Origin of the sequence: Candidatus Manganitrophus noduliformans, assembly GCF_012184425.1 — a bacterium.
Lineage (GTDB): Bacteria > Nitrospirota > Nitrospiria > SBBL01 > Manganitrophaceae > Manganitrophus > Manganitrophus noduliformans.
Genome location: NZ_VTOW01000001.1, coordinates 1370673 through 1396149 on the forward strand (window position 1 = coordinate 1370673; position 25477 = coordinate 1396149).

Consider the following 25477-nt stretch of genomic DNA (forward strand, 5'->3'; position numbering starts at 1 on the left):
AGAGGAAAACGGAGGCGTTATTGGCCAAAGCAGTTAAAAAGAAAAAGGAATCGGGGAAGAGTGGCCCAGGGAAAGGGACGACCGCCGGTGCCCGGGGGAAAAAGACGGCCACACGGACGAAGTCGCTCGTGATTGTGGAGTCCCCTTCGAAGGCGAAGACGATCTCGAAATATTTGGGAAAGCAGTTTTCCGTGATGGCCTCGGTCGGGCATGTAAAAGACCTCCCCAAGTCGAAGTTCGGCATCGATATCGATCATGACTTTGAGCCGGAGTACACCGTCATCAAGGGAAAAGCGAAGGTCCTCTCCGAAATCAAAAAGGCGGCGAAGGAAGCCGATAAGATCTATCTGGCCCCCGACCCCGACCGGGAAGGGGAGGCGATCGCCTGGCATATCGCCCAAGAACTGAAATCGCGCAACGGCGATGTCTACCGGGTCCTTTTCAACGAAATTACCGAAAAGGCGATCCAGCGGGCGATGCAGTCGCCCGGCAACATCGACATGAAGCGGGTCAATGCCCAGCAGGCGCGCCGGGTCTTGGACCGGATCGTCGGTTATCGGATCAGTCCGCTCCTCTGGGAAAAGGTCCGCCGCGGTCTCTCCGCAGGCCGGGTCCAGTCGGTGGCGGTCCGTCTGATCTGCGAGCGGGAGGCGGAGGTCCTCGCCTTCGTTCCGGTAGAATATTGGAGCATCACGGCGAAGCTGCTGGGACCGAATCCCCCTCCGTTCGTCGCCCGGTTGATCCAGCGCGGAGGGGAGGCGATTGAGATGGGAAATGAGGCCGATGCGCAGGCGGTCCTCGAAGCGCTCCGTCCCCTTCCCTTTGTCGTCTCCAAGATCGAGAAAAAGGAGCGGAAGCGAAACCCGACCCCTCCCTTTACCACCAGCCGGTTGCAGCAGGAGGCGGTGCGCAAGCTTCATTTCACCCCGAAAAAGACGATGATGCTGGCGCAACAACTCTATGAAGGGGTCGAGACCCAGGCGGAAGGGGCGGTCGGTTTGATCACCTATATGCGGACCGACTCGGTCCGTGTCTCGCCCGACTTTCAGCAGGAGACGGCGGCGTGGATTCGTGGAAAATATGGAAACGAGTATGTTCCGGAGGCGGCCCCGGTTTATAAAAGCAAGAAGGGGGCGCAGGAGGGGCATGAGGCGATCCGTCCGACCTCGCTTGCGCGTGATCCCGAACAGCTCAAAGCCGATCTGACGAGGGACCAATACCTCCTCTATAAATTGATCTGGAACCGGTTTGTAGCCAGCCAGATGACCCCGGCTGTCTTCGACGTGACCCGGATCGACATCACTGCGGGGGATTTCCTGCTGCGGGCCTCCGGAGCGATCATTAAATTCGCCGGCTTCTCCATCGTCTATATGGAAGGGAAAGAAGAAGGGATTCCGCAGGAGAAAAAGGAGGGGGAAGAGACGGAAGATACCTCCGAAGAAGCGGTGATCCTGCCGGAGCTGACTGTCGGGCAGCGCCTGACCCTCCAATCGCTCGATCCGAAACAGCACTTTACGCAGCCTCCCCCCCGTTACAACGAGGCCCTGCTGATCCACGATCTGGAAGAGAAAGGGATTGGGCGACCCAGCACCTATGCTGCGATCATCTCGACCATTCAGGATCGAAAATATGTCGAGAAGCGGGAGGCCCGCTTCTATCCGACCGAGTTGGGGAAGGTCGTCAATGAGCTTCTGATCCAGCATTTTCCCGATGTGGTGAATGTCGAGTTCACCGCCCAGATGGAAAATGAGCTCGATGGAATCGAAGACGGAGAAAAAGAGTGGGTCGCGACGGTCCGCGGGTTCTACGAGCCGTTCAGCAAAGAGTTTAATCGGGCGCAGGTCGAAATGCGGGATGTGAAGCGGGAAGAGACGCCGACCGACCTCACCTGTGAAAAGTGCGGCAAGCCGATGGTGATTAAATGGGGCCGCTTCGGCCGATTCATCGCCTGCTCCGGCTATCCCGACTGCAAGAACACCAAGGAGTTTGCCGAGACGGCCAATGGAATCGAGGTGGTGGAGAAAGAGACCGCCACCAACGAGGTCTGTGAAAAATGCGGCAAGCCGATGGTGATCAAAAACGGCCGCTTCGGCCGATTCATGGCCTGCTCCGGTTATCCCGAGTGTGAGAATACCAAGCCGATCAGCACCGGCGTCGCCTGCCCCGAAGAGGGGTGCGGCGGGGCCCTCATCGAAAAGCGAACCCGGCGGGGAAAGAACTTTTTCGCCTGCAATCGCTATCCCAAATGTACTTTTGCCCTCTGGGAGCGTCCTGTTCCCCGGGCCTGTCCGGAATGTAAAGCCCCCTTCCTCATCGAGCGTCGCGAACAGGGGGGCGGGATGAAGGTGGTCTGCCGAAACGAGGGGTGCGGCTTCGAAGATGCCGGTTGATTTTATCGCGCTCCTTCCCTTAGAATAATAAATTCAATACAGATCATCATTTCGAATTCATGTAGGGGCACGACATGTCGTGCCCCTACGATTTAAGGAAGGCATTACAGGGTCAATCATGTCTGAAAAAAAACTAATCGTCATCGGCGGAGGCCTGGCCGGTTCCGAAGCGGCTTGGCAGGCGGCGCAGCGAGGGGTTTCCGTCGTCCTCTACGAGATGCGGCCGGTCCGTCCGACCCCGGCGCATAAAACCGGAAATCTTGCAGAGCTGGTCTGCAGCAACTCGCTCGGCTCGCTCGATCCGAACAGCGCCCCCGGGCTTTTGAAAGAAGAGATGCGACGGCTTGGGTCGTTGATTATCCGGGCCGGCGAGGCGGCGCGTGTTCCCGCCGGGGCGGCGCTGGCGGTCGATCGGGAGATCTTCTCGCAGCAGATCATGGAGGCGATCCGGAATCACCCTAAAATTACCCTTTTGCACGAAGAGGTGAAGGAGATCCCGACCGATGGGGTCGTCATCATGGCGACCGGCCCGCTGACCTCCGACGCATTGGGAGAGTCGCTTCGAAATCTGACCCGGTCCGACTACCTCTACTTCTTTGATGCCATCTCTCCGATCATCGACGCGGAGAGCATCAACGACGAGATTACCTTTCGCGCCTCCCGCTACGACAAGGGGGGAGACGACTACCTCAACTGTCCGATGGATGAGGCGCAATATAATGCCTTTTATGATGCATTGATGTCGGGCGAAAAAGTAGAGGCGAAAGAGTTTGAGAAGGTCCCTTATTTTGAGGGATGTCTTCCAATTGAGGTCTTGGCGGAGCGGGGACGGCTGACCCCGGTCTTCGGTCCGATGAAGCCGGTCGGCCTGGTGAATCCCAAGACCGGGAAGGAGCCGTTCGCCGTCGTTCAGCTGCGAGCGGAGAACCAGTTCGGAAGCTGCTATAACATGGTCGGCTTCCAGACCAAGCTGAAGTGGCCGGAGCAGAAGCGGATCTTCCGGATGATCCCGGGGCTGGCGCAGGCGGAGTTCTTAAGGCTCGGAAGCCTCCATCGGAATACCTTCATCAACTCCCCTCGCCTTCTTTCCGAGACCCTCCAGATCCGAACGCGGCCGGGGCTCTTCATGGCGGGCCAGGTGGTCGGGGTGGAAGGGTATGTCGAATCGGCGGCGATGGGGGGGCTGGCCGGAATCAACGCGGCGCGACTGCTTCACGGTGAGAAGACCGTCATTCCGCCGAAGACGACGGCGCACGGAGCCCTCATCCAATACATCACGCAGAGCCACCCGGCCTTCTTCCAGCCGATCAATACCAATTTCGGTCTCTTCCCGCCGCTCGATGAAAAAGAGAACGACTTCGGGAAGGGAAAGCGGGCGACCGGCTCCGCCAGCGCGAGCGAGGGGCGTGGGGGCATCGGAGGAGCCGCTGCACCGGACGGGCCCCCACATAAAAAGATGAACAAACAGCTTCGCCACCAGAAGGTGGTCGAACGAGCCCTTGGAGAGCTCTCTCAATGGATCGCGCAATCGACGATTTTGCCCGATATCTCCAGATAGAGGAAAACGTCTCTCCCCACACCTATCGGAATTATCTCTCCGATTTGGCGGCATTTAAGGCGTTTCTTGTTGGCGCGCCGGAGAAGGAGTCGAAAGCGCCTTCTCTTGAGTCGATCGACCATCTGATGATCCGCGGCTATCTGGCCGCGCTCCAGAAGCGGGGGGCGAAGAAGCCGACGATCGCCCGGAAGCTCGCCGTCCTTCGCTCCTTTTTTCAATATCTGGTCCGTGAGGGGCGGCTTTCGTTGAACCCCGCGAAGCGGGTCCTTCGCCCCAAGCTGGAGAAACGGCTGCCGAAGTTTCTCACTGTCGATCAGGCGCAGGCCTTGATGACCACCCCCTCCGGAGAGGGATGGACCGTCCAGCGGGATCGGGCGATCCTGGAGACCTTTTATTCGACCGGAATCCGGATCTCGGAGCTGGTCGGATTGAATCCCGACGATATCGATTTCGATTCGGGGATGGTGAAGGTCTTCGGCAAGGGACGGAAGGAGCGGATCGTTCCGATCGGGCAGAAAGCGATCGACGCGCTCCGCGCCTATTTAACCGCAAGGCCTTTTTCGGCGGAGGCGCTTTTCAACAATACGCGGGGAGGGCGGCTGACGGTGCGAAGCGTCGATCGGATCGTCAAAAAGTATGTCCGCCGGATCGATCAACCGAACATGGTTCCCCATGGCCTGCGGCATACGTTTGCAACCCATCTGCTCGAAGGAGGGGCCGATCTGCGGTCGGTCCAGGAGATGCTGGGGCACGCGAGCCTCTCGACGACACAGCGGTATACGCACCTTCAGGTCGACCATCTGATGCAGGTGTATGATCGGGCTCATCCGAGGGGAGACGGGAATGGTATTGGGAGTAAGGAGTAAAGCGTGACAGGTGAAGAAAACAAGGTCCGATCGACCACGATTCTCTCCGTCCGCAAGGACGGACGGGTGGCGATGGGCGGAGACGGCCAGGTGACGTTCGGCCAGACGGTGATGAAGCACAATGCCAAGAAGATCCGGCGGATCTATAATAATTCGATCCTCGCCGGTTTCGCGGGTGCGACGGCCGACGCCTTCACGTTGGTGGAGCGGTTCGAGGGAAAGCTGGAGCAGTACCACGGCAATCTCACCCGCGCGGCGGTCGAGCTGGCCAAAGATTGGCGGACCGATCGGATTCTCCGGCGGCTGGAGGCCTTTTTGGCGGTGGCCGACCGGGAGCACTCGCTGATTATCACCGGCACCGGCGACGTGGTGGAGCCCGACGATGGGATTTTGTCGATCGGATCGGGCGGCCCCTACGCCCTGGCGGCGGCACGGGCGCTGATTGCGGCCTCCCCTCTTGATGCCCGCGGCATTGTCGAGCGGTCGATGGCGATCGCCGGCGATATTTGCATTTATACGAATCGAGAAGTTATTATTGAAGAGTTATAAAAGGAGTCTTACTCGAAAATGACATTTAATGAGGAATACGGCCATTTGATTCCGCGGAAGATCGTGGAGGAGCTCGACCGGTATATCATCGGCCAGCGCGAGGCGAAGCGGATGGTGGCGATCGCCTTGCGCAACCGCTGGCGCCGCCAGCACCTCCCGCCGGAATTGCGGGATGAGGTCCTCCCGAAAAACATCATCATGATCGGCCCGACGGGCGTTGGGAAGACGGAGATCTCGCGCCGATTGGCGAAGCTGGCGGGCGCTCCTTTTGTCAAGGTCGAGGCCTCGAAGTTTACCGAGGTCGGCTATGTCGGCCGCGACGTCGAGTCGATGGTGCGCGATCTGGTGGAGCTGTCGATCAACATGGTCAAGGCGCAACATGCCGAGACGGTGAAGGAGAAGGCGGCGAAGCTGGCGGAAGAGCGGCTGCTCGATCTCCTGCTTCCCCCCCCGACGACGACACAGGCCCCGGGCATCTTCAGCGAGACGCGGGAACCGGTCCCCGTCTACTCCGAGTCGTACGAGCAGAGCCGTGAAAAGCTGCGCCAGCAGCTGCGCGAGGGAAAGCTCAACGAGCGGGCGGTGGAGCTGGAGGTGAAGGATAAAAACTTCCCGCCGGTCGGGGTGATCTCGAACGTCGGCATGGAAGATCTGGAGATGAATCTGCGCGAGATGCTCGGCAACATGATGCCGGGGCGGAAGAAGAGACGGCGGGTCAAGGTGCCGGAGGCCCTCGCGCTCCTCGGCCAGGAGGAGTCGCAAAAGTTGATCGACATGGACGAGGTGACCCGGGATGCGGTTCAGCGGGCCGAAAACGCCGGGATCATTTTTATCGACGAGATCGACAAAGTGGCCAGCCGTGAAAAAGGGGCCGGCCCCGACGTTTCCCGAGAAGGGGTCCAGCGCGATCTGCTCCCGATCGTCGAAGGGTCGACCGTCAACACCAAATACGGGGTGGTGAAGACCGACCATATCCTCTTCATCGCCGCCGGCGCCTTTCATACCGCCAAGCCGTCCGATCTGATCCCCGAGCTGCAGGGGCGGTTCCCGATCCGGGTCGAATTGACCTCGCTCGGAAAGGACGATTTCGTCCGGATCTTGACCGAGCCGCAAAACGCCCTCACCCGGCAATATGTCGCCCTGATGGGGACCGAGGGGATTCATCTTGAGTTTACCCGGGACGGAATCGAAGAGATCGCCGCGACCGCGGTCAGCGTCAACGAGCGGACCGAAAACATCGGCGCGCGGCGGCTTTTCACCATTATGGAGCGGCTGCTCGACCAGGTCTCGTTCGAGGCGCCGGAGATGACCGAAAAGAAGGTCGTCATCGATGCGAAAATGGTCCGGGAGAGGATGCAGGATATCGTAAAAGATGAAGATCTCAGCCGGTATATTCTCTAGGTAGGAGATGGCGACCTCTCAACCCCGATCCAGGCCCCAAAAGAATATCCCCGTCATCCTCATCGCGGAGAACGCCCCGGAGCGGCTCGATTCGCTGCGCGGCTGCATCCGCCATCTCTATTTCCTCTCCCCCTTCGAGAGCACTTTCAGGGAGTTTGTGCTTGCCTTCTCCGTTCGAAAAAAGATCGTCTGGATCTGGCTGGTCCTCCGAAGCGCCACCGCCGAGGCGCTCCAAACCATCGGAGAGGTCGCCCGGAAAGAGGGGATCGGCTGGATCGATTTAAGCCATCTGAGCGAAGAGGAGAAGGAGCGCCATCGGGAAACGGTGGTCAAGCACCAGGAGTCGTATCAGGTTTTTTCGGCGGAGGATATCGATTCCCTCCTCGCCGTTTTTATGGAAAGGGTCAAGCTCGATGAGCAATCTCCAAGATAAAGCCCAAATTCTCGTCGAGGCGCTTCCGTATATCCGCGCCTTCTTCGGAAAGACGATTGTCATTAAATACGGCGGGGCGGCGATGACCGAAAAAGCGCTCAAGATCCGGTTCGCCGAAGATGTCGTGTTGATGAAATATGTCGGGATGAATCCGGTGATCGTCCACGGCGGCGGCCCGCAGATCTCGGGGATGATGAAGCGGCTCGGAAAAGAGCCGAAGTTCGTCAAAGGGGTCCGGGTGACCGATGCCGAGACGATGGAGATCGTCGAGATGGTGCTGGGAGGAACGATCAATAAAGAGATCGTCTCTCTCATCAATCAACACGGCGGCAAGGGGGTCGGCCTGACCGGAAAAGACGGCGCGCTGATTCAGGCGAAGCCGATGAAGGGGGAAGAAGAGATGGGGCAGGTCGGCGACGTAAAGACGATCGATCCGCAGATCATCAAGACGTTGGAGGGGGGACGGTTTATCCCGGTGATCTCCCCCGTCGGCGCCGATGAGGAGGGACGGAGTTACAATATCAACGCCGACCTCGCCGCCGGCAAGGTCGCCTCGGCCCTCTCCGCCGAGAAGCTTCTCATCCTGACCGATGTCCCCGGAATTTTAGACGACAAAGGCAAGCTCCTTCCGACCCTCTCCCGAAAAGAGGTCCAGAAGCTCATCAAAAAAGGAACCATCAGCAAAGGGATGCTCCCGAAGGTCGAGGCGGCCCTCTCCGCCGTCGAAGGGGGGGTCCAAAAGGCGCATATCATCGACGGCCGCGTTCCGCATGCGCTCCTGCTGGAGATCTTCACCGATCAGGGGGTTGGGACGGAGATCATCGCCTAAAGAGCGATTCTCCGGCCGACTCCAATGTCGAAATTCACCCGTTCGACCCTCACCGTTTTCCTGCCGACCTGTTTGCGGGCTGAACACTTGCATTTGGTCTCCCGATTCCTTAATCTAATAAAGATGTTATTCATTTGCTTTCTCGACTGATGAAGACCCCTGGGGCCTGCATTTTAAGGAGCTTTTTGTCATTGGTCCAATGACTCATAAACCGGATCGACCTCTGTCCGACGAGTGGTTGATCGGAGGGGGTGAACTGGGCGCGCTCATCCGCGCATTCGACTGGTCCAGGACGAGCCTTGGACCGAGAGAGGCGTGGCCGCAGAGCCTGCGGACGGCGGTCAACATCCTGCTGCAATCGCCGGTTCCGATCGTCATGCTCTGGGGTGAAGAGGGCGTGATGATCTACAATGACGCCTACTCCGGTTTTGCGGGCGGCCGGCATCCGCGCCTTCTCGGCTCGAAGGTGCTGGAGGGCTGGCCCGAGGTGGCCGACTTCAATGCCAACGTCATGAAGGTCGGCCTCTCGGGCGGGACGCTCGCCTACCGCGACCAGCACCTGATCCTCTACCGCAGCGGCGGCGCCGAAGATGTCTGGATGAACCTCGATTATAGTCCGGTTATCGACGAGAGCGGAAAACCCGCCGGCGTGTTGGCCATCGTGGTGGAGACCACCCGGCGCGTCATCGGTGAGCGCCGTTTGTGGACGTTGCGTGAGGTCGGCTTGCGCACCGCGTCGGCCGAATCGGTAGAAGCGGTCTGCCAAGCCGCCTTGCAGGCGATGGCATCGGAGAACCGCACCGATCTGCCGTACGCGCTGCTCTTCCTTCTGAACGGAAAAGAGAAGGCCCGCCTGGTCGCTTCCTATGGCATCGAGCCGCGCGAGGAGGCGCGCGAACTCGACCTCCGGGACGGCAATGCGTGGGCCGCATCCCTCCTGCGCGTTTGTGAGACAAGGCTGGCCGAAGAGAGTCGGCTGCTCGACGCCGTCTCGGCGTCGTCGGCCTCCGAGAGGATGCTTGTCCTGCCGATCACGGCCGGCGCATCGGTGGAAGGCCTACTCATCGCCGGCCTCCCTCCACGTGTCGGTCGCGAAGAGGATCACCGCGACCTCCTTCATCTTCTCGCGGCTCAGATTTCCAAGGCGGTTTCCACCGCGAAGGCGCTGGAAGAAGAGCGCAAACGGGCCGAAGCGCTTGCCGAGCTGGATCGGGCGAAGACCGCCTTCTTCAGCAATGTCAGCCATGAGTTTCGCACCCCGCTCACGTTGATGCTCGGACCGATCGAAGAGGCCCTCTCCGACAAGGAAAGACCCCTCCCGCCGGAGCAGCGCGAGCGGGTGGAACTCCTCCATCGCAACGCGTTGCGCCTTTTGAAGTTGGTGAACACCTTGCTCGACTTCTCTCGGATCGAGGCCGGCCGCATTCAGTCAGTCTATGAGCCGACCGATCTCGCCTCTCTGACGGCCGATCTGGCGAGTGTTTTTCGCTCGGCGATCGAAAAGGCCGGTCTTCGCTTCGTCGTCGATACTCCGCCGCTGCCGGAGCCGATTTATGTCGATCGGGAGATGTGGGAGAAGATCGTGCTGAATCTCCTCTCGAATGCGTTTAAATTCACCTTCGAAGGGGAGATCGAGGTGGCGCTGCGCTGGGCGGAGGATCGGGTGGAATTAAGGGTGCGGGATACCGGCACCGGCATTCCGAAAGAGGAGCTGCCGCATCTCTTCGAGCGCTTCCATCGGGTCAAAGGGGCGCGCGCCCGGACGCATGAGGGCTCCGGCATCGGGCTGGCGCTGGTGCAGGAGCTGGTCCGGCTGCACGGCGGTACGATCGGTGTGGAGAGTGAGGTCAACCGGGGGACCACTTTCACGGTGACCCTTCCGTCCGGCGCGGCGCATCTTCCGGCCGATCGGATCGGCCGAACCCGAACGCAGGTTTCGACGGCGACCGGCGCCGCCCCCTATGTGGAAGAGGCGCTCCGTTGGCTCCCGGAAGCGCAGAGCGCCCATTCCGGAGTGCGGAGTGAAGAAGCGGCGCTCAGCGGGACTTCGCGGTCGGCCCGGATTCTGCTTGCCGATGACAACGCCGACATGCGGGAGTATGTGGAGCGAATCCTCTCCCGGCATTGGACGATTGAGGCGGTTCAAGACGGCGCCGCCGCCCTCGCCGCCGCCCGAGAACGAGCGCCTGATCTGGTCTTGACCGATGTAATGATGCCGGAGATGAACGGCTTCGAGCTGCTGCAAGCGCTGCGGGCCGACCCGCGGACGCGGGAAATACCGATCATCCTCCTCTCCGCCCGGGCCGGCGAAGAGTCGCGCGTGGAGGGGCTGGAGGCGGGGGCCGACGACTACCTGGTGAAGCCCTTCTCCGCGCGCGAGCTGACGGCGCGGGTGGGCGCGCATCTGGAGCTGGCCCGTCTTCGACGCGAGACCCTTCGAAGCGAGCAGCAATTGCGTCTGGAGGCGGAGGAGGCGAACCGGTTCAAATCTCAATTCTTCTCGAGCGTCTCCCATGATCTACGGACGCCGCTCAACGCCATCGTCGGTTACATTTATCTTCTTATGAGCGAGACCTACGGCCCCGTGGCCGACAGTCAAAAGACGCCGCTGGACGGCATTCAGAGAAATGTCCGCGAATTGTTAAGATTGATTAATGACGTGCTCGATCTCGCCAGAATCGATTCAGGGAAGATGTCGGTGGAGCTTTCCTCCGTTCGTCTCTCCTCCATCATTGAAGCGATCACCATCGAGATGAAACCCCTTCTGGAAATGAGATCGCTCTCCCTTCAATCCCGCATTCCGGAAAACCTGCCCGATATTGAATCCGACGCCGCCAAGATCAAGCAGATCATCACCAACCTGATCTCCAATGCGGTCAAATTTACGAATGAAGGGGGGGTGAAGATCGAGGTCGGAGAGCTTCCCGAAGAAGGGGGGGTGGAGATCGCCGTGAGCGACACCGGGATGGGGATCGAACCGGACCTCTTGCCGAAGATCTTCGAGCGCTTCTATCAAGTGGAAGAGAGCCGCGCCTTCGGAGGAAGCGGCTTGGGGTTGACCATTGTCAAAGAGCTGGTCGGCTTGCTGCAGGGCGAGGTCCGCGTCGCCAGCGAGATTGGAAAGGGTTCCACCTTTACCGTTTTCCTGCCGTATCGGCCGAAGCGAATCGGACCCGGTTGATCTCTTTTCCCCTTCTCGTAGCTCTCTTTGTATCGACTCGCGGGTGAGAGAGGACCGGGGCGGAGGAATTTTCCGTTCTCTCTGCAGAATCCAATCAAATGAAGAGGAGTGGGGATGCCGCTGCTGGATTTGAGTGAGATTTTAAGACGGACCGAGGAGATCGCCCGAGAGGTCGTTGCCCCGTCGGCCGAGGCGGTCGATCGGGAGGGACGCTGGCCGGAGGCGAATCTGCGGGCGCTGCAACAGGCGGGCCTCGGCGGACTGGTCATCCCGCGGGAGAGCGGCGGGCTGGGCCAGGGGCTTTTCGCGCTGGCCAGGGTGTGTGAAACGCTCGGCCGAGTGTGCGGATCGACCGCCATGTGTTTCGGGATGCACCACGTAGGGTCTGCCGTCTTGGCCGCCAAGGCGACCGCTGATCAAAAAGAGCGGTATCTGATTCCAATCAATGAAGGAAGGCATCTCACGACGCTGGCACTGAGCGAGCCGGGGACCGGCAGCCAGTTTTATATCCCCCAGACCCGCCTGGCCGAGATCTCTTCCGATCTCTTTCAGGTGAGCGGCGTCAAATCGTTCGTGACCAACGGCGGACATGCCGACTCTTACGTGATCTCCACCGTCGCCGCCTCCCCGAACGCCCCACCCGGTCAGTTCTCTTGCGTCGTCCTCCCGGGGCAGGCGCCCGGGATGATCTGGCAGGAGTCGTGGAAGGGGGTGGGAATGCGTGGAAATGCGTCCCGGACGGTCGAAATGAAGAACGTTGAAGTGCCCCGTCGTGACCTTCTCGGAAACGAAGGGGAGGAGATCTGGTATCTCTTTACGGTGATCGCCCCCCATTTTCTGATGGCGATGGCCGGAACCTACATAGGGATCGCGGCCGCGGCGCTGGAAGAGATAAAGGCCCACCTTACCCGACGCCGCCAGGCCCACAGCGGCGCCACCCTCGGCCAGCAAACGCTGATCCAGCACCGATTCGGCGCCTTATGGGCGGAGGTGGAGCGGACCCGCCGGCTGATCTACCATGCTGCATCCCAGGGGGACGCGGGGAGCGCCGATGTTTTGCCGGCGCTCTGCTCCGCGAAAGCCGAGGTGGCCGACTGCGCCGTCCATGTGGCGAACGAAGCGATGACCCTGGCGGGGGGAATCGCCTATCGAGAAGGATCGATCCTCCAGCGCTGCCTCCGCGACGCGCGTGCTGCCCATGTCATGGCGCCCACCACCGATAATCTAAGGATCTGGGTGGGACGCGCCCTGCTCGGTCAGCCGCTGTTGGGAGATTAGCCGGAATGGGGAGTGTTCTTTTAGTCCAGGTCGATTCCGAAACCAAGTCCTTTCTCTCCTCGGACCCGCATACGCGCGAGACGTTGTTTCGCGAGGCGTCCACCGCGCAAGAAGCGGTCTTTCAATTGGAGGAAAATGCGGCGGCGATGGACGGCGTCGTCCTGGGGCCCCATCTCGAACAGCCGGTGCAGGTCGCCCAACAGGCGCACCTACTCGATCCCGATCTGAGCGTGGTTGTTTTAAGTCCGCCGGACCGCCATCCGCAGATCGTGCATGCCCTGCAATTTGCCCTTTTCATCGGGGAAGAGGTCTGCTGCCACCCGCTCGAAGAAGCGCGTTCTCTCGGAGCGGCGGTCGCGGAGGCCGTCACCCGAACACAACAGCGCCGGGAGTATCGTGCGACGGTTCGCGCGATGAATGCAGCGGCGGCCATCCCTTCACCGTTCCAGGCCCAGGCGGCGCAATACCTCGGGCGTCTGCTCGATCATGCGCCGATCGGTGTCGTCGCTGTGGATGACGCAGGGTGTGTTCTCGCCTGGAATCCCAAGGCAGGAGAGATTTTCGGAAAGAGCGAACGGGAGATGTTGGGCCGGTCCATGGCTCCCCTCTTTCCGGAGCGCGAGCAGCAGAAATGGCGCCGATTAATCGAGGAAGGTCTCTCCGCCCCAAAAAAGATCCCCTATGAAATTATAGAAAGAGAGAGAGAAGAGGGTACCCGCCAGTGGGTCGAGCTTCGCGCGGCGGCGCTGGCGAGTTCGATCGATTATGAGACCACTCTTCTCGGTCTGGCGCGCCTGGCGGTGCCATACCTTGCCGACTTCTGCATTGTCGATCTCTGCGAGGAACGGCAGATCCGCCGGGTGGCGGTGGTGCATCACGATCCGGAAAAAGAAATCCTTTTGAAAGAATTACAGCGTCGTTATCCTCCCGACTCGGATTCTCCCCAGCCGGCGGCGAGGGCCATTGCGACCGGGGAGCCGGAGCTGTTAGAGGAGGTCGATGAAGCGGTGGTCGCAGCCCATACCCGGGACACGGCCCATTTCGATCTGATTCGAAGGCTCGATCTTCGCTCTCATCTTGCTGTGCCGCTGATCGCGCGCGGGCGCACCCTCGGGGCCCTGAGCCTCGGCCTGACCGAACCGGGGCGACGCTATCGGCCTTCGGATGTTGTCTTGGCCAGGGAGTTGGCGCGTCGCGCCGCGTTCGCGGTCGATCATGCCCGTCTCTATCGGGAGGCGCAAATGGAACTGGCCGAGCGTCGGCGGGTAGAAGAAGCGTTGAAGGAAAAGACGGCGGAGGCCGAAGAGGCGAACCGATTAAAGTCCCAATTCCTATCGAATGTCTCTCATGAACTGAGGACCCCTTTAAACGCGATCATCGGGTATAACAGCCTCCTCATCGATGGAGTCTATGGCGCCTTGGGTTCGAAGTCGAAGGAAGCGCTGGAAGCAGTGGAACGGAATGCGAAAGATCTGCTCAAACTGATCAATGATATTCTCGACTTATCCAGAATTGAAGCAGGAAAATTATCGATCGATCGCGGGCCGGTGAGAATTCGACCTTTGGTCGAGGAAATCATCGCCGACATTCGACCTCTTTTCGAAAAAAAATCGCTCATTGTGGAATTAAAAATCTCGGAGGGGTTGCCGACAATCGAGTCGGACGCCGGCAAGATCCGCCAGATCCTGAGCAATCTATTGTCAAATGCCGTAAAATTTACCAGGCAAGGAGGGATTACGGTCCATATCAACAAACGGCCTCAAACGGAGGGGATTGAAGTGGCCGTTGAGGACACCGGCATCGGTATCCCCGACGAAGAGCGCGACAACATCTTCAATCCGTTTCATCAGGTGGACGGTTCTTCCATCCGTACGTTCGGTGGGGTGGGGCTGGGGTTGACGATCGTGAAGGAGTTGATCGGCCTGCTCGGCGGGGAGATCCGAGTTGAGAGCGAGGTGGGGAAGGGCTCCACCTTTACCGTCTCTCTGCCATATCGGATTGCCCCTGAATAGCTGTTCTCGCGCTCCGTTTTCCCGACCTGTGGCACTGAACATCCTACGGCGATTTCGCGCAGCGAAATCCGAGATCGGCGTAGGCCTCCTCCGGCGGGATCGACGAGCGGTAGGCGGTCCGATAAAAAAGCGGCAGAGAGAAATGCCCCTGTCCCCCCCATCCCCCTCCCCGGAACACTTTCTGCTTCTCTCCGAAGTTGGGGTGTTTGTAGTCGGAGCCGGGATAGGGTTGATACCAGTCGGCGGTCCACTCCCAGACGTTCCCCGACATGTCCATCGCCCCATAGGGGCTGGCGCCCGCCGTGAAAGAGCCGATCGGCACGATATCCCCGAAACCGGAGTCCCCCGCGTTCAGTTTTTTGTTATCGTACTCGTTCCCCCACGGAAACTCCCTTCCGTCGGTCCCCCGCGCCGCTTTTTCCCACTCCGCCTCGGTCGGCAGGCGTTTTCCGGCCCATTTGCAGTAGCGGTCGGCATCGTGCCAGTTGACGTCGGTCACCGGATGGTTCTCCCGCCCCGGCGGAACGCTCCGGATAAAGAAAGAGACCGGGGGGCGCGATCGGGTGGCGTCGATGAAGGTTTTGTATTGGGCGTTGGTGATTTCGTAGCGGTCGATATAAAATGCGGGAAGGTGCATCTTGTGCTGCGGGTGCTCGTCGAGATACCACGGTTTTGCAGAGCCGAACTCTTGCCCCTGGCGGTCGGCATCGACCTTGTCGCTTCCCCGAATGAACTCCCCGGCGGGGACGGCGACCATCTCGGGGGGAGGGGGCGGAACCCGGAGAAAACAACTCGATAAGATCATCCCAATAAAGACGATGGCGGGAAAAACAAGCTGAACCATGGCGGGGATTATAGAGATTTTGCCGGAGAGGGTCAAGGGGGACGGATAAGAAAAGGGGGTAGGGGGATAGGGGGTAGAAACTTATCGGCTACCCCGTGTTCATCTATTCCTTATCCCCCTCTCTCCCTTCAAGGTTCGGCAAGTACACCCTAAACACCGACCCCTTTCCATAAGTGCTCTGGACCGCGATTTTTCCCTCGATCAGCTCGATCGCTTTTTTTACGATCGTTAGGCCGAGGCCGGTGCCGCCGATGTGCCGGGTCAGCGATCCGTCGATTTGCCGGAACGGATCGAAGATGGTGGGAAGGTCTTCTTCTTTTATCCCCATGCCGGTATCCTCCACCGAAAGATAGAGGCCCTTCCGCCGGGGGGCGGCGGTCACCGAGATCGTGATCGATCCCGCTTCGGTGAATTTGATGGCATTGGAAAGGAGGTTCAAAAAAATCTGCCTGATTTTTTGAGGGTCGCTTTGAAGGGGCCGGAGCTGCTTTCCGATCTTCCAGAGGACCTCAATCGGTTTTGCTTCCATCAGCGGCTTGATCTCGTCGAAAAGAGCGGGGAGAAAATGCTTTAAATCGATCGTCTCCGGAAGAACCGACATCTTTCCCGCCTCGATCCTCGAGAGGTCGAGCAGATTGTTGATGAGGCCCAAATGAGCGCGGGCGTTTCGATGAATGCTCAGGAGGGCCTCTTCTTGCCGCGGGCCGATCTCTCCGAAAGTCCGATGGAGGAGGAGCGAGGTGTAGCCGATGATCGCGTTGAGCGGGGTCCGAAGCTCGTGGGAGACGTTCGAGACGAACTCCGACTTCAACCGATTGGCCTCTTCCGCCTCGATCTTCTTTTGCTGTAGCTCTTTTTCGGCCCGCTTGCGCTGGGTGATGTCGCGGATGACGGCCAGAACCTCTTCCTTCCCGCTCACGGCGATCCGCGCCTCGTAGTCGCGGGGCTCCCCGTTGATCCAGAGGGGGTATTCAAAAATCTGCACTTCTCCTGTTTTTAAAGCCTGCGCAATATGGCGCAGGGTCGGACCGGCGACTTCGGGCGGGAGAATGTCAGCGAGGTTCTTTCCGAGGAATTCGCCCGGCGGAACCAGCGGCTCGATATTCTTCGCTTTTTTAAAATCAAGGATGGTCCCGTCCCGCCGAAGCTGAAACATCATGTCCGGGATGGCGTTCAAGAGGGCGCGGTTCTTCTCCTCGCTTCGCCTCAACGCCCCCTCCGCCTGTTTTCTCTCGGTGAGGTCGAAAGAGACGCCGATGATTCCGATGATCCGCCCCTCCTGGTCGTACACCGGGGAGTCGGTGACCATCGCCGTGAAGGTCGTTCCGTCCCGGCGCCGAACGGCGAATTCACCGCTCCAGGTTTTGCCCTGCCGCAGCTCCGCCATGATCTCGGCCGCTTTCTCCCCAGAAGCGGGAGCGGCCATGATTTCCAGCACGTCCCGGCCGAACGCCTCCTCGGACGACCATCCGTAAAGCTTCTCGGCGAAATGGTTCCAGTAAATAATCCCTCCGCGCGAATCGGTGGCGATGACCGCCTGGCCGATCACGTCGAGGAGGTGGGCCTGAAAGCGGACCTTTTCCTCCGCCCGTTTCCGCTCCGCCAGCTCTTCCTGCGCTTTCTGATAGAGCCGGGCGTTGTCGACCGCCAGGGCGGCGCGGCGCGCCAGCTCCACCGCGAAGGGGAGTTCCGATTCCCGGTAGCGGCGGTTCGAATCGGCCATCCAGAGCGAGAGGACCCCCATCGCCCGCTCCCGGCCCAAAAGCGGGGCGCAGATGCCCGATTGGAGGGAGAGCCCGCGCAGGATCTCCATCAATTCGGCATGGGCGCCGGCGAACTGGGCCAAGACCTCCTCGGTGACCTCGGGGAAGAATTTCGGCTCGCCGGTCCGGAGGACCTTCGGGATGCCGTGCGGCGCGTTCATGTCGTGCGGATATCGCCGCCGGATTTCGCCGATCTGCGCCTCCCGCGTTTGATCGACGTGGGCCACGGCCAGCCGGCGGATCGACCCATCCTTTTCCAGAATATCGACGATGCAGCAGTCGGCGAACCGGGGGACGGCGAGGCGGGCGACCCGCTTCAGCGTGGTTTCGTAGTCGAGCGACGCCGAGAGGACCATGCTCGCTTCGGAGAGAAAGGTGAGGCGCTGCCGGGCGCCTTCCGCCTCGGCGCGCGCGGTCTGCTCGGCCTCGTAAAGAAGGGCGTTGTCGACCGCCAGCGAGGCGCGGTGGGTCAGCGCCTCGGCGAAGGCGAGATCGGCGGGCCCGAATCGGCGGCCCGATTCCGCGGAGAGGAAGGTAATGGTCCCCAAAATTCGATCGCGGGCGCAGAGCGGGATCACCATCGCCGATTTGAACGCCATTTCACGGAGGGCGCGAAGGTGAACGTCGTCCTGGGCGGCCGCCTGGAGCATGGCGTCGGTCACCTGGGGGTAGAGCTCCGATCGGCCGGTCATCAGCGCCCGTTCCGGTCCGCTCGACAGGTTGATCCCGATCGGGCATCGTTCGCTCAACGAACAGGCCATTTCGACCCGGGACGGATCGGTGTGGGCCGTGGCGAGTTGGGAGAGGACGCCGTCCGGGCCGAGCATGTGAATGACGCACCAGTCGGAGAGAAGGGGGACCGCCAGGCGCGCGACGCTGGCGAGGGTGGTCGGATAATCGAGCGAGGAAGAGAGGATCGCGCTCGCCTCGGAGAGAAAGGTCAGTCGCCGCTGCGCCGCCTCCAGGGCGGGATGGTTTTGATCTTCGCCGGGATCAGGCAAGCGCTGCGCGCCGGTGTGATAATGAACGGAAGGGCTGGAAGGCTGCTTTTTCTTCCTGGGATTCAACGGTCTTCCTTCGTTACTGTGTGGCGATTCGGCCGGGCCGAGGCCGGCTCTGAGGATTTTGATCCTTTTTTGTTGCGAGGTGGGGGAGGAAAACGGTGAAACGAGAGCCTTTCCCGAACGCGCTTTCGACTTCGATTGTTCCCTCGATCAGATTCAGCGCCTTCTTCACGATCGTCAGGCCGAGACCGGTTCCTTCAGCCGACCGGGTGAGGGAGCCGTCCACCTGCCGGAAGGGGTCGAAGATGGAGGGGAGATCCTCCTCCCGCATCCCGATGCCGGTATCTTCGACCGAAAGAACGATCCCCCTCGGCATCGATTGGTTCGCCGCGGAGATGGTGATCGATCCGCGGTCGGTAAACTTAATGGCATTGGAGAAGAGATTCAGAAAGATCTGACGGACCCGCTGCGGATCGCTCCAAAGGGGAGCAAGCGGCCCGGCCAGACGCCAGTGGACCTCGACCGCCTTCTCGTGCAGGAGCGGCTTGACGTTTTCGAAGACCTCCTGCAAGAGCTCCTCCAGATCGAATTCCTCCAGGTTCACTTCGATCTTTCCCGCCTCGATCTTCGAGAGATCGAGCAGATTGTTGATCAGCGATAAAAGCGATGCGGCGTTCCGCCGGATGCTGCTCAACGGTTCCTTCTGACGGTCCCGCAGGGGGCCGTAGATTTCGTCCTGGAGCAGGTGGGTATAACCGATGACGGCGTTCAACGGGGTCCGCAGCTCGTGCGACACGTTCGAGAGGAACTCGGTCTTCAGACGGCTCGCCTCTTCCGCTTCCCTTTTTTTGTGGGTGAGCTCCTGAAAAAGCCGGGCGTTCTCGATAAAGGGAGCGAGGTGGTTCGCAAAAGGGAGGAGCGACTCGATCAGGGTGTCGGAGTAGGCGCCGGGCCGGTCGCTCTTGAGATTGAGCGTGGCGATCACCACCCCCTTCAACACGACCGGAAGGATGGCGTAAGAGCGGATCCCTTCTTCAAAGAGAAAGCGATCCTCGACATAAATTTGGGAGGCGCCGAGATCGGGGCGGATCAACGGCCGTTGATGCGCAAGGACCCAATCGATGGCCGATTGCTCCTGCGGCCACCGGGCGGTCCCGATCCGATTCTGCTGCTCGATCCGGAGGAGTTGGATCTCTTTGAGCGATTCATCCCGAAAGCCGATGCTGAGGCGGCTGTAGGAAACATGGCGTTTGAGCCCCTCGGCGATGTGGAAAAAGACCTGATCGAGATTCCGGCTGAGGCTGATCTCTTTGGTCAGGAGGGCGAAGCGCTCGTGAAGCGCCGCCGTCTCGGCGTGAAGCCGCTCGTTTTCGATGGCGATGGACGCGTAGCGCGCGAGGATCTCGATGGTTTTTCCATCTTCGCGGCTCAGGCTTCTTCCCCGTTGGGCCGTGAGGAAAAAGAGGACGCCGACCGCTTCTCCTTTGACCAGGATCGGCGTTCCGATCGCCGACTGAACGGACCTTCCGCGGAAGAGGGGGAGGGCTTCGAAGAAGTCGGGGTGATCTTCGATCGTGATGTTTTTCTTCTCCCGGAGGATCGGGCCGATCATCTCATCCGGCGCGACCCGCTCGCCGGCCTCCGGAGAGGAGGGGCCGACGGAGACCTGCATGACGTACGAAGCGCCGTCCCGGTCCTGCAGGACGATCCCTCCTTTTTCCATCTCCATCAGGGAGCATCCCCGTTGGACCACCAGATCGAGCACCGCAAGCCAGTTCGATTGGGCGCCGATCTCCTGAGCGATCTCCCGGAGCGCCTCGGTCCGGGCCAGGTGGCGGTCGCGCTCTTCGAGCCACTTCAGATAATGGACGGCGGTGGCCGCTTCCGAGGCGATCGCGGAGAGGATCTCAATTTCGTGCGGCCGGAAAGCGCCGGCCTCGCCGGAATAGACCACCAGGGCGCCGCTGCTCTCCTCCTGGAAGAGGAGCGGGACGGCCACCAGCGAGAGAAAGCCGAAGCGGGTCGCCTCTTCCCGCAGCGGGAGGGGAATCGTCCGCTCGGATTGAAGCTCGGGGATCGTGACCACCCGCCGTTCGCGAATCGCAGTGATGCCGGGGCTTTCCTCCTGCACCGTGGCGATTTTAAACGCCTCGGTGAAGAAGGGGATCTGGACCGGCGGAACCTGATAGGCCCCCTTCGGAACGATCTCCTCCCCCTGTTTTAATAGTAGGACAGAGAAGGTCCCATGCACCGTCTCCGCCGCGATCTGGGCCAATCGATGGAGAATTTCCTGGGGGGGAAGGTTGGAGGAAACGGCGCTGACCACTTTGTAGAGGAGCGCCTGCCGCCGCGCCTGCTCGACCGATTGCTGGAACAGCCGGGTATTTTCGATCGCCACCGCGGCCTGCTGCGCCAGCATTTCGCCGAGCTTCCGGTCGGCGTCGGTGACCGTTTTGTTCGGCTGAGAGGTCGCCATGTTGAACGCGCCGATCACCTCCCCCTTCCAGAAGATCGGGATTCCGATATAGGTTTTCAACTGAAGGGCGGCGATCTCCGCAATCGGACTGTTCAACGAAGGATCATCGTATACGAGGACAATCTTCTTTTCTTCCGCCACGCGGCCGACAAGCCCTTCTCCTCTTCGGAATTTCTGTCCCACCAACGACGGAGGGAGATTTGCAACGCCGCGCAGGACAAAGGCCTCCTCTCCCTTCCGCCACAGCAAAAAACCGGCCACTTCGAAATCAAGGAGCCGCAACCCCTCGAAGAGAATCAGTTGGATGAGCCGATCCAGTTCCGATTCGGCCGTCAGACGGCTGCTGATCTGCTGGAGCGTTTCGAGATGGGAGGCGAACCGCGCCCGCTCCAAGGAGGTCGCTTTTTCTTTTTGATAGGCCTCCTCCTTTTGGCTGGAGAGGAAGTTGATGATCCAGCCGATCGGGAAATAGAAAAAGGAATAAATCCCCTCCAGGGTCATGGTATTCGAAGAGAAGGCGGCCGGATCATAAGAGAAGGGGAGCAGCGTGAAGAGGAAGGCGGCGATCATGACGGTGAGATTCTCTTTCCGGGAGAGAAAGAAAGAGGACCAGAAGATCACAAGAAAATATAAGAAAGCATAGGGGCTGGCGGCCCCGCCGCTGAAAAAAACGAATCCGGCGATATAAAAGAGGGTCAACACCGTGGTGAAATAAAAAACGCGAATGGAGAGGCGTCGCCAATCGAGCATGAGGAAGAAACAGCCGGTGACGGCGGAGATCAGGCAGATCAGATCGAGAACGCGGGGGACGCTTTGATCCGATTGGGGGAAGAGGTGGAGCGTCGTCCAGACGACGGCCGTCGAAAAGAAATAGAGGAGACCGGCCGTTTTCGCCATGGTGACCCGCTTTTCCTCGCCGGGTTGAGGCAAGATCCATCTGGCTGCAGGCTGCTTCATAGGGACTGAACCTTAAGATTCGGAATAAAAATGGGGTTTCGTCATTATAGGGAAATGACGATGGACGATGCAAGTGGGGATCGATTATCCCAGCGTAGACTGAAAGTGCCGGAGCGCCGTGGAGCGGATGTAGGGGAGGAAGAGCCCGGCGGTATAGTGGCCCGCCGGAATTTGGATGCGCGGCGGTTTTCCCATCTTTTTCCAGAGTTGTTCCGCATAGACGGGGAGAATCACCCGGTCGAACCGGGCGTCGACCAGAAGGGTGGTGGAAGATCGGATGCAGCCGGCGTAGGTCAGCGGATCGACCGGCGAGAAGGCCGCGCTCGCCTCTTGGTGGAAGGACTCTTTCGAAAACTCTCCGGAGCTTAAAATTCGTTTGCGGATCTGGGCGAGGCTTCTCTCCTCTGTCGAGGAGAGAATGCCGGCGAGCCCCCCCCCTCCCAGAATGAAGACGCCGGCCTGAATCCGCGGATCGAGCCCCGCCACCAAGCTGCCGACGATCGCCCCTTGGCTGATCCCGAAGAGGCCGATCTGCGATCGATTGACGATCGATTGGGACTCCAGCCAGTCGATCCCGCGGAGAACATCGATCACGTAGGCGTGAAAATAATCCCGAAAGCGTTTCAGGGCGGCGCGGCCGCTCTGATCGGGCGGGATGATTTCGGCGAAGTTGCCGCGGGTGGTGTACTGCAGCACGGCGAACCGCCGTTCGGCGAAGAAGCGGGCGAAGTGCTCCGTGATCGCGTCTCCGTTCGTGATCGGAAGGAGGATCACGGCGGGAAAGGGGGGCCGCCCCGAGGGGCGGTAAAAATAGGCGCCGACCTCCTTTCCGGCTTCGACGGAGGGATAGGCGAGGTTTCGAACGGTGTAGGCGATCCGATCCCTTTCCTTTCCGAAATGGGGTCGGATGATGGAAAGGCGGTTCGATCGCCCGGGCTCTTTACCGCCGCGCCCTTGCGAGATGAGGTGAAGATCGCTCTCGGGGGAGGCGGGGAGGGGGGAGAGCGGTTTTCGGAAAGGCTGCAGCCGATCTTCCCTGCAAGCGTTCTCTTTTCGGGAAGATCCCCCGTCCGCAACATTTTCGGAGGGAAGGATGGCGCAGCCGAAGAGGAGGAGAGAGAGACTGTAGCAGATCACGTTTTTAAACGAAGGGGGCATACGTCACCTCACTGGCGCGGGTTCAAAAAACGATGGTATCGTCCCATCCAATAGGGGAGGAGGTAGTCGACCCCGGCGAAGCGGGTCATCCCGTCTCCTCCCCCTTTCAGACGATACGGATTTTCCTTCCACTCGAACGAATCGGCCGGACGGTCCTGAATCGGGAGCGGCGCGCACGATTGACGGCGCCCGAGGCGGTCTCTCCAGATCGAACGGCAGAGGTCCCGGCGGCGGCTCTGATCGACCGGCGCGTTTCGCTTCACACCCGGAAAATGGAAGAGGGTCTCGACGGCGCGGGCCGATGCCCGCGCTTCCTCCGCGCCGGTCAGGGCCCGATAGATGAAGGTGAAGAGGGGATTCGCCTCGACCCGAACCACCTCCCACGCCCGCCGGAGCCCCCGTCGATAGATCCGCCGGAGCGCCCGATCTTTCTCCAATTGCATCAGCGGGTAAAAGGCGAGGAAGGCGAGATTGTTGTCTGAGTGATTGGTCCCGACGAAGTATTCCCACCATTTGTCCCGCGCCGCCGCGGCGCGGAGGTGGTACTCTTTCCGGGTGATCAGACGGCGATAGGCCGCCGCGAATCGGGGCTCGGCCGTGATGTGGTGGGCCACCTTCATGATCATCAACGCGATCAGGGCGTTGAGGTCTTCCGAGAAAAAACCGTCCCCCAGATCGCCGTGCTTCGTCCGCTTTCCGTCGCGGCCGATGATCTGCATTTGATGTTCGAGGAGATGGTCGGCGACGGCGGCGACGGTTTCGGCGGTCTCTCTATGGACGGTCGGCTCGTCGAGAAGATCGAAGGCGACCGCGTAGCCGAAGAAAACCCCATCGACCTGATCGACGCTGACGTCTCCCATCCAGCGATATTCTTCATGCCGTCTCTTCCCTTGGCGCCATCTTCCCTTTTCCCCCCGCGCCGGGGCGGTGGCTCTTCGGAAGGCCCGCGCCAAGAGCCCCTTTTTTCCGGTGACCTGGTGGAGGAGATGAAGCGCGTTGAGCGACGCCATGAGCCGCTGCCGGGCCTCCGGATCGCCGGTGACCTTCCATCGAAAAGCCTCGGCGGCGACATAACAGCCGGTCCAGATCGCCGCGTCGGCAAGACTCAACGTCGGGGGCTCTTTTTCTCTCACCCGGTAGAGGACCAGCCCCTCCAGGGAGAGGTGCCGTTCTCCCATCTGCCGTTCGTGCTCCAGCGCTTTCTCCAACAAAACCCCTTTGTCCGGGAGAACCGGCCGCGCGGGGGGAAGGAGGGAAGGATCGTCCCGGAAAAAGGGCAGACTGACCGCGGGGCGGCAGGCGTTCAGCGCCAGCAGGCCGCTCTCCAACAGCAGCGCGGAGAGAAAAAGCCGCCTATTCACTTCGACACCTCCCGGCCGGCCGCTTCCGAAGACACCTCTTCGGAAAACGGCGGCGCATCGATCCGATCGATGAGGCGCGCGACCACCTCCACCAGGTACTCTCCCATCTGCGGGCCGTGAAATGACATCCTCGCCTCGTAAGCGGGGGTGAGGTAGAGGTCGCGCGGAAGGAGATAGCCGATGTAATCGTTGGCGAAGCCGACGATCATCGCTTCCATCCCCCGCGCGCGGGCGGAAGCTTTCATCTCTTCTCCCAAAACCACGCTTATGTCGCCCGGAATCCCGATCAGGAGAACGGGGCCGATCCGGATCGTCTGGACGATCGTTTCGGCGTCGAAGAAGGGGGAGGAGAGAAAGGAGGCGAGCCGCTTCCCCGATTTCATTTTGACTCGCGCCGGCGGGAGGTGAATGGAGAGGGTCTGAACGGAGAGCCCCCGCGTTTCTTGGGGCGTCATCCGCGGCGATTCGCCGACCCGACGGGCCAGTTCCCGTCCCATCGCCCGGGCCTGTTCGTAGCGGTCCGATCCCTCGGGGGGGTGGGCGGTCTGGTCGGCGACCGAGCCTGCGGTGAAGAGGGCCACTCCCCCCTGTTCTTCGATCGCCGCTTCCAGGAAGCCGGGGTAGTCGCCGGAGAAGTGGAGATTGTCCGGCTTGAGGACCGTTGCGTGGGCGGAGAAGTTGACCAGTGTGGCGATCGTCTCCCCCTCTTCTCCGAGCATTTCGACAAAGCGGACCTCGGGATCGACCGGGCCCGACGACTTCATTCGATTGCGGATCAAGTCGGGGGCCGAGGCCGCCCCGTGGCGGATCCGGGCCGGTTTCATCGCGCCGGCGGCGAGGAGGGCGGCCTCGGCGAGGGTGTCGGTTATCTTTTCAAAATAAGAGCGGTCGAAGGGGCCGGCGGCGAACTGTTCCAGAAAGCCGCTCGACAAGGCCCCCGGACCGGAGTGGGTATGGGTGGCGGCGATCATCAGCCCACGCGCGGGGAAGGGAATTTTCGTCCGGATTTTCCGGAGGACCGCCCCTCTCATCTCGTCGGTGACGGCAAGAAGATCGACCGAGATCACGATCACCCGCTCCTCCCCCTGCCGGAGGGCGAGCGCCCGGGCGAAGAGAAGATCATGCATCCCCTTCGCCGTCCCGACCCGCTTGCCGTAGCCGGCCATCGGAAGGCCGGGGGAGAGGGGAAGGGGAATCTTGGCGGCGCCGGCAAGGAAGATCGGTTGGGAAGCGGTTTCCGGACGGGGCGGGGCGAGCCGATCGATCTCGGAGAGGGTCGCTTTATAGAAGTCGGCCCGGTCGAGCCGGACCTCCTCGATTGCGAGGCAGCCCCAGAGAAGGGTGAGGTTGAGAAGGATGAGAAAGAGGATGAGGGTGATTCGATGAGATCGTTTTTTCATGGGGCGATTCCTCTCGT

The 25477-nt window shown here is 60.6% G+C and carries 16 protein-coding genes; 10 read left to right on the top strand and 6 right to left on the bottom strand.

Annotation, left to right across the window (positions count from 1 at the left end; translation table 11 throughout):
• Positions 1-20 precede the first annotated feature (20 nt).
• The 10 genes from topA (at position 21) to MNODULE_RS06895 (ending at position 14497) form a co-directional block, all read left to right on the top strand.
• The gene (topA, locus tag MNODULE_RS06850) at positions 21-2390 is read left to right on the top strand and encodes a type I DNA topoisomerase (RefSeq protein WP_238339230.1); all 2370 of its coding nucleotides are present in this window, start codon (positions 21-23) and stop codon (positions 2388-2390) included.
• 118 nt (positions 2391-2508) lie between these two features.
• Positions 2509-3948, top strand: a complete 1440-nt coding sequence (gene trmFO, locus MNODULE_RS06855; RefSeq protein WP_168058695.1) for a methylenetetrahydrofolate--tRNA-(uracil(54)-C(5))-methyltransferase (FADH(2)-oxidizing) TrmFO — start codon at positions 2509-2511, stop codon at positions 3946-3948.
• Complete coding sequence (gene xerC, locus MNODULE_RS06860) at positions 3906-4814, top strand: tyrosine recombinase XerC (RefSeq protein WP_168058696.1); 909 nt, start codon at positions 3906-3908, stop codon at positions 4812-4814. The genes trmFO and xerC overlap by 43 nt, the downstream gene beginning before the upstream one ends.
• 3 nt (positions 4815-4817) lie before the next feature.
• Positions 4818-5363: an ATP-dependent protease subunit HslV gene (gene hslV, locus MNODULE_RS06865; RefSeq protein ID WP_168058697.1), complete on the top strand. Its 546-nt coding sequence runs from the start codon at positions 4818-4820 to the stop codon at positions 5361-5363.
• Positions 5364-5381: 18 nt separating this feature from the next.
• Positions 5382-6764, top strand: coding sequence for an ATP-dependent protease ATPase subunit HslU (hslU, locus tag MNODULE_RS06870; RefSeq protein ID WP_168058698.1), 1383 nt, complete (start codon positions 5382-5384; stop codon positions 6762-6764).
• A 7-nt stretch (positions 6765-6771) separates the two neighbouring features.
• The gene (locus MNODULE_RS06875) at positions 6772-7197 is read left to right on the top strand and encodes a hypothetical protein (RefSeq protein WP_168058699.1); all 426 of its coding nucleotides are present in this window, start codon (positions 6772-6774) and stop codon (positions 7195-7197) included.
• The gene (gene argB, locus MNODULE_RS06880) at positions 7178-8026 is read left to right on the top strand and encodes an acetylglutamate kinase (RefSeq protein WP_168058700.1); all 849 of its coding nucleotides are present in this window, start codon (positions 7178-7180) and stop codon (positions 8024-8026) included. Before MNODULE_RS06875 ends, argB begins: the two co-directional genes overlap by 20 nt.
• Positions 8027-8225: 199 nt before the next feature.
• A complete protein-coding gene (locus MNODULE_RS06885) occupies positions 8226-11207 on the top strand; it encodes an ATP-binding protein (RefSeq protein ID WP_168058701.1) in 2982 nt (993 codons plus the stop codon).
• Between the two features lie 114 nt (positions 11208-11321).
• Entirely contained in the window at positions 11322-12485 is a 1164-nt protein-coding gene (locus tag MNODULE_RS06890) for an acyl-CoA dehydrogenase family protein (protein WP_168058702.1), read from the top strand.
• Between the two features lie 5 nt (positions 12486-12490).
• On the top strand, positions 12491-14497 hold the full coding sequence (locus MNODULE_RS06895; RefSeq protein WP_168058703.1) for a PAS domain-containing sensor histidine kinase: 2007 nt from the start codon (positions 12491-12493) through the stop codon (positions 14495-14497).
• Positions 14498-14540: 43 nt separating this feature from the next.
• Here the strand turns inward: MNODULE_RS06895 and MNODULE_RS06900 are convergent, their stop codons facing one another.
• The 6 genes from MNODULE_RS06900 to MNODULE_RS06925 form a co-directional block, all read right to left on the bottom strand.
• Entirely contained in the window at positions 14541-15341 is an 801-nt protein-coding gene (locus tag MNODULE_RS06900; protein ID WP_168058704.1) for a formylglycine-generating enzyme family protein, read from the bottom strand.
• Between the two features lie 103 nt (positions 15342-15444).
• The gene (locus tag MNODULE_RS06905) at positions 15445-18171 is read right to left on the bottom strand and encodes a PAS domain S-box protein (RefSeq protein WP_168058705.1); all 2727 of its coding nucleotides are present in this window, start codon (positions 18169-18171) and stop codon (positions 15445-15447) included.
• 13 nt (positions 18172-18184) lie between these two features.
• The gene (locus MNODULE_RS06910; RefSeq protein ID WP_168058706.1) at positions 18185-21481 is read right to left on the bottom strand and encodes a GAF domain-containing protein; all 3297 of its coding nucleotides are present in this window, start codon (positions 21479-21481) and stop codon (positions 18185-18187) included.
• A gap of 144 nt (positions 21482-21625) precedes the next feature.
• Positions 21626-22699: an alpha/beta hydrolase family protein gene (locus tag MNODULE_RS06915; protein WP_168058707.1), complete on the bottom strand. Its 1074-nt coding sequence runs from the start codon at positions 22697-22699 to the stop codon at positions 21626-21628.
• 8 nt (positions 22700-22707) lie between these two features.
• On the bottom strand, positions 22708-24060 hold the full coding sequence (locus MNODULE_RS06920; protein WP_168058708.1) for a hypothetical protein: 1353 nt from the start codon (positions 24058-24060) through the stop codon (positions 22708-22710).
• The gene (locus MNODULE_RS06925) at positions 24057-25460 is read right to left on the bottom strand and encodes a neutral/alkaline non-lysosomal ceramidase N-terminal domain-containing protein (protein WP_168058709.1); all 1404 of its coding nucleotides are present in this window, start codon (positions 25458-25460) and stop codon (positions 24057-24059) included. The genes MNODULE_RS06920 and MNODULE_RS06925 overlap by 4 nt, the downstream gene beginning before the upstream one ends.
• Positions 25461-25477 lie beyond the last annotated feature (17 nt).

What these genes read in the sequence shown, in the direction of transcription:
- trmFO (WP_168058695.1), top strand. Translation starts at nt 2,509, where the DNA reads ATGTCTGAAAAAAAACTAATCGTCATCGGCGGAGGCCTGGCCGGTTCC.
- xerC (WP_168058696.1), top strand. Translation starts at nt 3,906, where the DNA reads ATGGATCGCGCAATCGACGATTTTGCCCGATATCTCCAGATAGAGGAA.
- hslU (WP_168058698.1), top strand. Translation starts at nt 5,382, where the DNA reads ATGACATTTAATGAGGAATACGGCCATTTGATTCCGCGGAAGATCGTG.
- MNODULE_RS06875 (WP_168058699.1), top strand. Translation starts at nt 6,772, where the DNA reads ATGGCGACCTCTCAACCCCGATCCAGGCCCCAAAAGAATATCCCCGTC.
- argB (WP_168058700.1), top strand. Translation starts at nt 7,178, where the DNA reads ATGAGCAATCTCCAAGATAAAGCCCAAATTCTCGTCGAGGCGCTTCCG.
- MNODULE_RS06885 (WP_168058701.1), top strand. Translation starts at nt 8,226, where the DNA reads ATGACTCATAAACCGGATCGACCTCTGTCCGACGAGTGGTTGATCGGA.
- MNODULE_RS06890 (WP_168058702.1), top strand. Translation starts at nt 11,322, where the DNA reads ATGCCGCTGCTGGATTTGAGTGAGATTTTAAGACGGACCGAGGAGATC.
- MNODULE_RS06895 (WP_168058703.1), top strand. Translation starts at nt 12,491, where the DNA reads ATGGGGAGTGTTCTTTTAGTCCAGGTCGATTCCGAAACCAAGTCCTTT.
- MNODULE_RS06900 (WP_168058704.1), bottom strand. Translation starts at nt 15,341, where the DNA reads ATGGTTCAGCTTGTTTTTCCCGCCATCGTCTTTATTGGGATGATCTTA.
- MNODULE_RS06910 (WP_168058706.1), bottom strand. Translation starts at nt 21,481, where the DNA reads ATGGCGAAAACGGCCGGTCTCCTCTATTTCTTTTCGACGGCCGTCGTC.
- MNODULE_RS06915 (WP_168058707.1), bottom strand. Translation starts at nt 22,699, where the DNA reads ATGCCCCCTTCGTTTAAAAACGTGATCTGCTACAGTCTCTCTCTCCTC.
- MNODULE_RS06925 (WP_168058709.1), bottom strand. Translation starts at nt 25,460, where the DNA reads ATGAAAAAACGATCTCATCGAATCACCCTCATCCTCTTTCTCATCCTT.